We start from the raw sequence: 9038 nt of genomic DNA on the forward strand, positions 1-9038 counted from the left end.
GGTATGACGACCTCGTGATGGCCCTGCCGCTTTTCTTCCGGAAGGAGGGCGACGAAGGCGGCGTCGAGATTGGCGGCCCCGGTGCGGGACAGCAATTCGGCAGGCGTTCCGGTTGCAAGCACGCGGCCGGCGTCCATAGCGACGAGCCAGTCGAAGCGCGCGGCTTCTTCCATATAGGCAGTCGCGACGATCACGCTCATTCCCGGACGCTCGCGCCGGATGTCGTCGATCAGTTCCCAGAATTGCCGACGCGACAGCGGATCGACACCGGTGGTCGGTTCGTCGAGAATGAGGAGATCCGGATCGTGGATCAGCGCGCAGCAGAGGCCGACCTTCTGTTTCATGCCGCCGGAAAGTTTTCCGGCCGGGCGGTCCGGGAAAGGAGCAAGTCCCGTTCGCTCCAGCAGGTCGGTGATACGACGCTGCCTTTCTTCCCGGTCCTGGCCGAACAGGCGCCCGAAGAAATCGATGTTTTCGAATACCGAAAGCGTGGGGTAAAGGTTCTTGCCAAGGCCCTGCGGCATGTAGGCGATCCGCGGGCAGGTGCGGTTGCGGTGCCTCGCGTCGGCAATGTCGCCGCCAAGCACTTCGATCCGGCCGCCCTGAACCGTACGGGCGCCGGCGACGAGGCTAAGCAGGCTCGACTTGCCGACACCGTCCGGGCCGACGAGGCCAACCATGATGCCCGACGGGATATCAAGGCTCACGTTGTCGAGCGCCCTGATTTTACCATAGGACAGGCCGACTTTCGCCAGCTTCGCGACCGGCGCAGTCTGCGTCTTGTCCTCCGTCTTTCGCGGCGTTTCCTCGGTCATTGCACGAGCGCTTTCGTGAGTTGCTCAGGCCACTTCGCTTTGGGGTCGATCCGGACATAGGCCATACCTGGAAGCCCGGTCTTGACCTGCTGGATATGCTCGCGAAGCAACTCCGGCCTGATCTTCGCCTTGATCCGGAACATCAGCTTCTGCCGTTCTTCCTCTGTCTCCACCGTCTTCGGTGTGAACTGGGCGACATCGGCCACAAAGCTCACGCTGGCCGGGATCACGAATTGCGGCGCGGCATCGAGGACAAGACGAACCTCCGAACCGATCGGAATCCGGCCGGCTTCGGCGGTCGGCAGAAAGAACGTCATGTAGACGTCGCTAAGATCGACGAGATTGAGAACACGCCCGCCGGAGGACAGAACCTCTCCGGGCTGCGCGACGCGATACTGCACACGCCCATCGCGTGGCGATCTGAGCGTGCTGTCGTCGATATCGGCCACGATACTTTCAATCGCCGCATCTGCAGCGATGACGGCAGCCTCGGCATCGACAATCTGGGCCTTCGCAGCACCAATCGCCGCATCGGAGGCGGACAGTGAAGCCTGGGCTGCAGCAGTGGCCGCGCGCGTCCTCTGTGCCGCCGCGCGGTCGTCGTCGAGCGTTTGCTGGGAGGTCACGTTCGTCTTGATCAGTTGCTCGGTCCGGGCAAGTTTTCGTTCCGCGGCATCCTGTTCAGCCTCGCGTTGAGCGATCACCGCAGCTGCGGATTCCTTTTCCGCCTCCCTTTGGGCGAGCAGGCTCCTCGCCGTTTCCACACTGATCACGGCGCGTTGACGAGCGGCTTCAGCCTGCTTCCGCTGAGCCTCCAGTTGCTGGGTGTCCATGCGCGCCAACACCTGTCCGGCAGCGACGAGACTTCCTTCATCAACGAGGATTTCCTTGATCCGCCCGGCCGTCTTGGCGGAGACGTCGATTTCGGTTGCCTCGATACGACCGTTGCCGCCGACAATCCCGGCCGGGAGGCCTGTACCGTCATACATCCGCCAGCCATAGTAACCGCCAGCGAGAACCACGACGCCGAGAACGGCCAAAATCCAATTTTTAGCGGCCTTCACGACTGCATCCACCCAGTTTTTTTGTCACTGAGGGAAAGCCCTTGAGATTTTTTGGTTGTCGCGTTCGAATGTCGGGATTGAGTATTCGCCATAAAACCTACCATATGTTGATTGACATGTGCCGCGGCCGATCCATGTTCACGACCGGTCCCAGCCTTGTGCTTGGTGTGTAACGTGTCCCTACCGAAGGCTGTGCACACAGGGCACCGCGCACCGATCGATCGCTACGTGCTTGGGGTCATGCGACGGGCGAGAGATTGGCCATGCCCTGTTCGGACATGTGCCTTCCCTCGTCCATCCAACCCGTCATAAACTCGCGGATGTTGCTGCCGCGAGCAGCAAGCATCTCGGCAGGCTGATCGATCGTCGACAGTTTGCGAAGGCAGGTCGCTTGCTCTGGGACGAGGCGCAATGTCGCCTTAAGGCTTCCTCTATATCTTCCAGAATAAAAGCCGACCAAAGACGATGAGAATGGTTTCATCAAATAGAATGAAGTCATTCTGACGTTGCGTGTCGACCTATTCCGTAACCTTCTGGCCTTGCTGGTTTTCATTGCCCCTCACTTCATTGTTGGTTACATAAAATCTACCAACAAGCATGCGTATCGAAACGGACACGTTGAATTGTATTATATCATCACCTGTTGACTGCATTGTCAACAGGTGATGATGCCCTTGCCATCGTTTGATGATACTCTGTCTGGTGAAGGCAACCCTTTCGCCCTGAGTGCTCGCGGTTCGCTACGGCAGACGGTCTCGGCGTGATCGGACATTTCACCCCGTCGAACCAACCGATGACAATTCGCGCGCGTGATCAGCCGACGAAAGCCGAGATGACGAGTGCGTTCACGATGTCGATGAAAAAGCCGCAGACAAGCGGGACAATGATGAATGCCCGGTGCGCGGCTCCATGTTGCTGTGTGACCGCCGTCAGGTTGGCGATCGCTGTCGCCGTCGACCCCAGTGTGATGCCGCCAAATCCGGCACATATGACGACCGCCTCATAGTCGCGCCCCATGAGCCGAAAGACGATCGTCACGATGTAGACCACCGTCAGAACGACCTGAAGCGCCAGGGCGCAGGCAATGAAGACAAAGACACCGTCGAGCTGCCAAAGTTGCAGCCCCATCAGAGCCATCGTCAGGAAGAGGCCAAGCGCGAGATCGGAGACAAGCGCCAGTCCATCCTCGACTCCGGGCCAGAGTCGCCGCACCGTTGAGCCCACAGCCATCGGCATAAGGTTTCGGATCAGGATGCCAGCGGCCAGACAACTGACGAAGGTCGGCACAGTCAGTCCGGTCAGCGCGATCAGCTTATCGATGCCGAAACCGAGCATCAGCGAGATGTTCAGCGCCAGAATGGCCCAAAGGACAGAGAAATAGTCCAGTTTGGTCTGTGGCCGATCGAACGGCGCGCCGACGTCGAGTTCGACGTTATTGGTACCCGCGATGCGATGGCGCCTCATCAGGAACGCCGCGATCGGACCGCCGACGACGCAGGCGGAGATGAGTCCCACGGTGTTGGCAGCCACGCCGAGTTCCAGCGCGTTAGCGATCCCTAGCCTGTCGGTGAAGATGGGAGCCCAGGCGAGCGTAGTCCCGACACCCCCCGTTAGCGAGATCGACCCGACCATGAGACCGGCTTTCGGCTCAAGTCCGAATAGAGACGCAAGCGAGAGACCTGCGAAATTCTGGATCAGCATGAAAACGATGGCAAGCGCGAGAAGGATCGCCAGCGATCGGCCTCCAGCTAAAAGGCTGCGGACATCGGCTTTGAGGCCGATGCCGGCAAAGAAGAGCAGCAGAAGAAAATCCCGCATGCCGAGCTCGAAGACAATCTTGTCGCCCGTGAGGGCAAAAACGAGCGCGACGACCGCCGCACACAGCAGCCCGCCGACAACCGGCTCGGGGATCGAATAGCGGCGCAGGATACCGGCGTTCATGGTGGCGATCTTGCCAGAGAGAAGAAGGATCACTGCGATCGTGAAGGAAAGGAAGGCATCGACTTGCATTATTCACCGAACTTCCCGCCTGCTCCGCTACCTCCCCCGAATTCAAGGACAGCGTCGCCAGACGGCTTGGCGCGATTGGCGATCTACTGAGGAACTCTTGCCGCGCGTGGCCGCCCGCCGGAGTTAATCGCTTTATATACTATGATAAATCTTAGTCATCATTCGTTGACGGTCGCCCTTTATGGCGTTAAACTTGACAGCAGGTCAATAGGCATTGAGGAGAAAGTATGCCCAATCGAGTCATCCGTCCGGACGCCAACGATACGACCCGCGACCGCATTCTGAAGGCTGCCATTCTGCGCTTTTCGACCCACTCCTATGACCATACGGGCCTCCGCGATATTGCAGCCGACGTCGGGGTGGATATGGCCTATGTTCACCGTTCCTTCGGCTCCAAGGAAAAGCTCTTCTACGAAGCGGTCAAGGCGAGTGGCAAACCCGACCTGCTTTTCACTGAGGAAGGAGAAAGTCTGTCCTCCGTTCTAGCCAAGCACGTCCTGTCGCGAAAAGGCGTCAACGAGATCGGAGCACTGGATATCGTTGTGCAGTCTTTCGGTAGTCCGGCAGCCTCCCGCGTGCTCAACGAATTCCTTGAAGAAGATTTCATCGCTCCGCTCGTCAGCAAGCTGACGATGGTGCCAAAGAGGCGCGCTGCACTGGTCGCCGCGTTTCTGGCGGGGGTCGGTATTCTCAAGGACGTGATCAAGGCCGAAACCCTGTTGAAAGATGGGCGCAATGTGCTGGAAGAGGACGTCAAGCGAGTCATTGCGACCCTTCTTGACCCCGAGATGAGTGACTGCGACGCGTCTTACGACCAAATCCCAAGCGAGACGCGTCGCTGATAGCCGGATGGGTTTCGCGCAGGATCGCCGCGGTCGAACGCGAGGCACCACCTGTTGTCGGCCGATCCGACAGGCGGAACGCGAAGACCGGCCACAGAGCCTTCGACATTTCCGCCAGCCTCCGACCTAGCAGACAGTCTGAATCAGCTCCCTGCCGATTTGCGAATCCCCAGTGCTTCAATCAGATCGAAATCCGTTCTAGCACTAAGAGCGTAACTGGGCCTGGAAACGCCGTTTTCCTAGTCTGTCGTTTTTCCCGGCGATCTGGACTGTCTCTTTACGGTAGCTTCTCCACTATCGGTATCCTGAACCGAGATAGGGTCACTGGGGGAACTCTCCCCATCGCTTTCGACCAAAGACAGATATTCATCCATGGCTTGAAACCAGTGGTCGAGTTCTTTTCCGTTCGGGCACCCTTCGGCTTCCCATAATTCATGCGCGCGATTGCGAACCCAGTTCTCATCGATGTCCGACATTTGATCTTCTTCCTCAGGTGTGTGAATTGTTGCTGCGGTTGTAACGGATCAGGCAGGCCAATGTCCGTCATACGCCTCCACTTTCTCGGAATATCAGCGTCACCGGAAAGGGGAGCAAGCCCCGCCCATCGAACAAGTCATCGATGCGGCGCTGCCGTTCCCTCCGATCCTGGCCGGACAGGCGACCAAAGAAATCGATCATGACATCATGGCCTTTGGGGTAGAGCCAAGAACAAAAGACAACTAATGTTCTGATCCCCAACTTTTGAGTGAATTAGGGAATATTTCTGAAATTCCCTGCAACCCCAGTCCGGTGGCAGAATCTAAATTAGAACCCTAATCAAGCTGGTGTTGGATAGATCTTCATAAGAAATTGCCAGCCGCCTCGTTTTGAGGGCAATTTAGATTAATCATCACTCGATGACAACAGGAATCATCACTCGATGATAATTTTTGTCACCGAGTGCTGGTCGCCCAGCGCCTAGTGATATGAATCTTTGTCAGTGGTGATGCGCTATGTGGCGATCAGTGGGACCGGATCAAGGATTTCGCGCCTAGTGATAGGAAGAGCCGCTGTTCGACAATCTTTTCGCCCATGAGCGCGTAGACGAGCGACGATCGCGGAACATTTCGGCTTTCCGCGGACGCAACTGCCGTCATGTGGTTACCCTCGCGATCCCCTCCTGCTTTCTGATTGATTTTAGTCAACGCATGATGACAAGGCCATCTATAGAGTTCATGGTGCTTTAAGGCGGACGGATACTGAGATTCGCAGAAGAGTTCGCTTTCAGTTTTTCTAATTTCGGAGGAGTGCATGGACGGGCAGCCAGAAGAGACAAGCGGGTTGCTCGCCCTTCGGGAGCTGGCTCTAGACCTGCATTGGTCCTGGAACCACGCCTCCGACCGGCTGTGGAGGGAACTCGATGCCGAAACATGGGAAACCACGGGCAATCCATGGGGTGTTCTCCACACCGTCTCGCGCTCCAGGGCAAGCGCTTTGCTTGCCCGGCCCGGCTTCGCTCACACCGTTGAGGCACTGCTGAAGGAGAAGCGGGAGGCCGCAAACGAATCGAGATGGTTCCAGCAGGCTCACCCAACTTCGCAACTGAAAACCGTAGCCTATTTCAGCCTGGAGTTCATGCTGACCGAAGCCCTGCCAATCTATTCGGGCGGGCTGGGCAACGTAGCGGGAGATCAGCTGAAAACCGCCAGCGATCTGGGCGTGCCGGTTGTCGGAGTGGGCTTACTTTATTCACAAGGCTACTTCCGCCAATCGATCGGGCCGGACGGTAGCCAGGAAGCCCTCTACCCGGTCAACGAGCCGGATCAGTTGCCTATCCAGCCCTTGCGTTCCGCTGATGGCGAATGGTTGCGACTGCAAATCGACCTTCCCGGATGCAAGCTCTGGATCAGAACCTGGGAAGTCCAGATCGGACGGCTGAAGCTTTACCTGCTGGACATGAACGATCCCGCAAATCCCGCGACGTATCGATGCATCACGAGCGAGCTTTATGGCGGCGGCCCCGAGACGCGTCTGATGCAGGAAATGATATTGGGAATGGCCGGTTGGCAGCTCCTCCGCACACTCGGGCTCGAACCTCAGGTCTGCCATTTGAATGAAGGGCATGCGGCCTTCGCCGCCCTGGAGCGCATCCGCTGCTTCCGGATCGACAATGACGTATCTTTTGTCGAGGCTCTGACGGCAACACGGGTCGGCAATGTTTTCACCACCCATACCGCCGTCGCGGCCGGATTCGACCGCTTCGCGCCAGAACTGATCACAAAGTACTTCCGCTCTTATGCCGAAAATCATCTCGGCATCGCCATCGCCGATTTTCTGGCCCTTGGCAGGAAGGATCGCAACGATGACCTCGAGCCGTTCAACATGGCTTACCTCGCCATCCGTGCGAGCGGCGCAGTGAACGCCGTCAGCGCGCTCCACGGAAAGGTTAGCCGGTCGCTCTTTCAACCTCTCTTCCCTGGTTGGCCGACCGACGACGTCCCAATCGGCCATGTAACGAACGGCATACATGTTCCGACATGGGATTCAGTTCAGTCCGACACCCTGTGGACCGAAGCCGCCGGCAAGGATCGCTGGCGTGGCGACCTGACTAGGCTGGAAACCGGCATCCGCGAGATCGACGCCCGGCAAATCTGGCGAATGCGCAATGAATCGAGGCAAAACCTTTGCGATCGGGTTCGCAAGCAATATCTGCGTCAGCGCGTGGAAGATGCCGAGAGCGGCGGTGGGCTCGACGACGCCCATGGAATCTTCGACCCGCATGCGCTCACCCTTGGATTTGCGCGCCGCTTCGCAACCTACAAACGTCCTGCTCTTCTGCTGCGCGATCCCGACAGGCTGGTCCGCATCCTGGCCGATGCCCGGCACCCGGTCCAGCTCGTGTTGGCCGGCAAGGCCCATCCCCAGGATGCCGAGGGCCAGGCGCTGATCAAAGCCTGGAACGAATTTGCCAGACGGCCGGAACTGAGATCCCGACTTATCTTCGTGCGCGACTACAACATGCGCCAGGCCGAATGGCTCGTTCAAGGGGTCGATGTGTGGATCAACACACCACGCCGGCCCTGGGAAGCCAGCGGCACCAGCGGCATGAAAATCCTTGCCAACGGCGGGCTCAATCTATCGGAACTCGATGGATGGTGGGCGGAGGCCTATGAGCCCGAGGTCGGATGGGCTATCGGCGACGGCGAGGAGCACGGAGACGATCCGGCTGTTGACGAGGCGGAAGCGGATGCACTCTATTCGCTCCTGGAGGACGTCATCGTTCCCGAATTCTACAGCCGCAATCAAGATGGCATTCCCTCTCGCTGGATTGAGCGGGTCCGCGAAAGCATGGCCCGCCTCGCGCCGCGGTTTTCGACAAATCGCACCGTCCGGGAATATGCGGAGAAATTCTATCTTCCTGCCGTCGTGGCCTATCAAGCGCGCGCGGCGGCAGGCGGCAAGGTCGCGCGGGAACTGGCTCGATGGAAACAGGACCTCGACAGGCTCTGGCCGCATGTGCACTTCGGCGCCGTGAATACGGAAGAGGCTGAAGACACCCGCCTTTTCTCCGTCGAGGTCTATCTTGGCGAACTGCTGCCGGAGATGGTCAGAGTGGAACTCTACGCCGAACCGGCGCGGGGAGAAAATGCGTTCGTCGCGGTGATGACAGGACAGGATTCGGGCCAAGGCTCTTATCGATACCGCGCCTCCATCCCCCCAAACCGCCCGGTCTCCGACTTCACGCCGCGTATTGTCCCCTATCACCCGCTCGCCCGCCTGCCTCTGGAAGACGCCAGGGTCGCCTGGCAGCGGTAGAGAAGGGTCTGCAGTTGCACGATACCCACGTAAAAACAACGAAAATCGAGCAAGTGACACAAACAGAGGAGATGTGATGATGTTCCGTTCCAACACGTCGAAGCAACGCGACAGATCCGGCCAGTTCATCGTGGAAGTCAAAAAGCCGAAAAAGCGGTTCGTCCGTCCCGCCGATACACCGTCGCGGTCCGTCCACCTCCGGCAAGACAGGAAAACCGCAGAGGAGAATGTGAAGGGCGCATCGGTGTTCCGCTCCTGGGCGATACCAGAAGAGATGGAATGATGTTCACTTGGCGAGAAGATCCGGCCGTGGAATATGCCAGCAACTACGATGGCGTCGACAATAAGAATCCTTACCTTTAGAAAATCCATCGCCGTTGGCCATCGCGCGGGGGTCATCAAGCCCCAACACATTCAAAAAGGACGTCGGTAGTAAGGTAAGCGCTCATTTGAGGGCACATAGTAGTGATATGAGGGTGCTGAATGCCGGTCAGTCTGCCTGTTTATTGAAG

Annotated in this window: 8 protein-coding genes; 3 read left to right on the forward strand and 5 right to left on the reverse strand. The window is 58.2% G+C overall.

All coding sequences use genetic code 11. The features are described 5' to 3' along the window. The 4 genes from KWJ32_RS27345 to gltS form a co-directional block, all read right to left on the reverse strand. Positions 1 to 815, reverse strand: an 815-nt coding sequence (locus tag KWJ32_RS27345) for an ATP-binding cassette domain-containing protein (RefSeq protein WP_256886589.1), incomplete at its 3' end; no start/stop codon positions are given. Beyond that, complete coding sequence (locus KWJ32_RS27350; RefSeq protein ID WP_097143512.1) at positions 812 to 1879, reverse strand: HlyD family efflux transporter periplasmic adaptor subunit; 1068 nt, start codon at positions 1877 to 1879, stop codon at positions 812 to 814. The genes KWJ32_RS27350 and KWJ32_RS27345, both read right to left, overlap by 4 nt. Before the next feature lie 238 nt (positions 1880 to 2117). Further along, positions 2118 to 2291 carry a hypothetical protein gene (locus tag KWJ32_RS27355; protein ID WP_192799852.1) on the reverse strand — a complete coding sequence of 58 codons (174 nt, stop codon included), beginning with the start codon at positions 2289 to 2291 and terminating at the stop codon, positions 2118 to 2120. Positions 2292 to 2692: 401 nt separating this feature from the next. After that, positions 2693 to 3889 carry a sodium/glutamate symporter gene (gene gltS / locus KWJ32_RS27360; protein ID WP_097143510.1) on the reverse strand — a complete coding sequence of 399 codons (1197 nt, stop codon included), beginning with the start codon at positions 3887 to 3889 and terminating at the stop codon, positions 2693 to 2695. 227 nt (positions 3890 to 4116) lie between these two features. On the opposite strand from gltS, the gene KWJ32_RS27365 reads away from it, so the two are divergent. Then, a complete protein-coding gene (locus KWJ32_RS27365) occupies positions 4117 to 4731 on the forward strand; it encodes a TetR family transcriptional regulator (RefSeq protein ID WP_256886590.1) in 615 nt (204 codons plus the stop codon). A gap of 239 nt (positions 4732 to 4970) precedes the next feature. Here KWJ32_RS27365 and KWJ32_RS27370 read toward each other — a convergent pair whose 3' ends face one another. After that, positions 4971 to 5207: a DUF2934 domain-containing protein gene (locus KWJ32_RS27370; protein WP_125271080.1), complete on the reverse strand. Its 237-nt coding sequence runs from the start codon at positions 5205 to 5207 to the stop codon at positions 4971 to 4973. Positions 5208 to 6021: 814 nt separating this feature from the next. Here KWJ32_RS27370 and glgP point away from each other — a divergent pair. Both glgP and KWJ32_RS27380 read left to right on the forward strand, forming a co-directional pair. After that, positions 6022 to 8526, forward strand: a complete 2505-nt coding sequence (glgP, locus tag KWJ32_RS27375; RefSeq protein ID WP_125271081.1) for an alpha-glucan family phosphorylase — start codon at positions 6022 to 6024, stop codon at positions 8524 to 8526. 76 nt (positions 8527 to 8602) lie between these two features. Beyond that, positions 8603 to 8809: a hypothetical protein gene (locus KWJ32_RS27380; RefSeq protein WP_125271082.1), complete on the forward strand. Its 207-nt coding sequence runs from the start codon at positions 8603 to 8605 to the stop codon at positions 8807 to 8809. The last annotated feature ends 229 nt before the right edge of the window (positions 8810 to 9038 follow it).

The organism is Ochrobactrum sp. BTU2, from assembly GCF_024539785.1.
GTDB lineage: Bacteria > Pseudomonadota > Alphaproteobacteria > Rhizobiales > Rhizobiaceae > Brucella > Brucella anthropi.

Excerpts from the sequence above, each read along its gene's own strand:
- gltS (WP_097143510.1), bottom strand. The coding sequence starts at position 3,889 with ATGCAAGTCGATGCCTTCCTTTCCTTCACGATCGCAGTGATCCTTCTT.
- KWJ32_RS27365 (WP_256886590.1), top strand. The coding sequence starts at position 4,117 with ATGCCCAATCGAGTCATCCGTCCGGACGCCAACGATACGACCCGCGAC.
- KWJ32_RS27370 (WP_125271080.1), bottom strand. The coding sequence starts at position 5,207 with ATGTCGGACATCGATGAGAACTGGGTTCGCAATCGCGCGCATGAATTA.
- glgP (WP_125271081.1), top strand. The coding sequence starts at position 6,022 with ATGGACGGGCAGCCAGAAGAGACAAGCGGGTTGCTCGCCCTTCGGGAG.
- KWJ32_RS27380 (WP_125271082.1), top strand. The coding sequence starts at position 8,603 with ATGATGTTCCGTTCCAACACGTCGAAGCAACGCGACAGATCCGGCCAG.